Consider the following 831-nt stretch of genomic DNA (forward strand, 5'->3'; position numbering starts at 1 on the left):
GGAACCCACCACGGTCACCGTAGGGACGCTCCTCACGACGGAACCCACCACGGTCACCGGAGGGACGCTCCTCACGACGGAACCCACCACGGTCACCGTAGGGACGCTCCTCACGACGGAACCCACCACGGTCACCCGACGGGCGCTCCTCGCGGCGGAAGCCACCACGGTCACCCGACGGGCGCTCCTCGCGGCGGAAGCCACCACGGTCACCCGACGGCCGGTCGTCACGGCGGAAACCGCCGCGGTCACCGGAGGGACGGTCACCGTAGGGACGCTCCTCACGACGGAACCCACCACGGTCGCCCGACGGCCGGTCATCGCGACGGAAACCGCCCGACGGGCGGTCGTCACGGCGGTACCCACCGCGGTCACCACCGCGATCACGGTCGCGGTCCCGGTCGTCGCGCCGGTAACCACCGTCACCACGATCGTCGCGACGCGGGCCGCGGTCGTTCGACCAACCGCCCCGAGAGCGGGGCTCATAGCCTCGGCCATCGCCCGAGCGGCGCTCGGGACGGTCCTGGGGCGGATTCGACATCGCGGTGACTCCTTCTGCTACATCAACTGCGCCGCTGGTCCGGGCAGCGACAGCGCCCGGTGCGGCCAGGTGCCGGCCGCCTGGCCACACACCTATCTCCATTGTCTTGCATCGGTCCCACCCTCGCGCCTGGGAGGCGGAGCGGGCCGACGAATCCTGCGAAACCTCGGAAAACAAAAAGGCCGCGGGGGCAGGGGGGGTGGGGGGGGGGGGGGGTTTGGGGAGTTGTTGGGGGTGGTCCCCTTTTCCCCCGAGTGCCCCCTGGAGCGACATCGGAGGTGGGAGGGGTT

1 pseudogene is annotated in these 831 nt (G+C 71.4%); it reads right to left on the reverse strand.

Going from position 1 to position 831, the window contains the following annotated elements:
* Positions 1–643, reverse strand: a pseudogene (locus tag ACZ38L_RS17930) (DEAD/DEAH box helicase); the annotation flags it as partial.
* Positions 644–831: the final 188 nt, after the last annotated feature.

The organism is Kitasatospora sp. NPDC024654, from assembly GCF_055559155.1.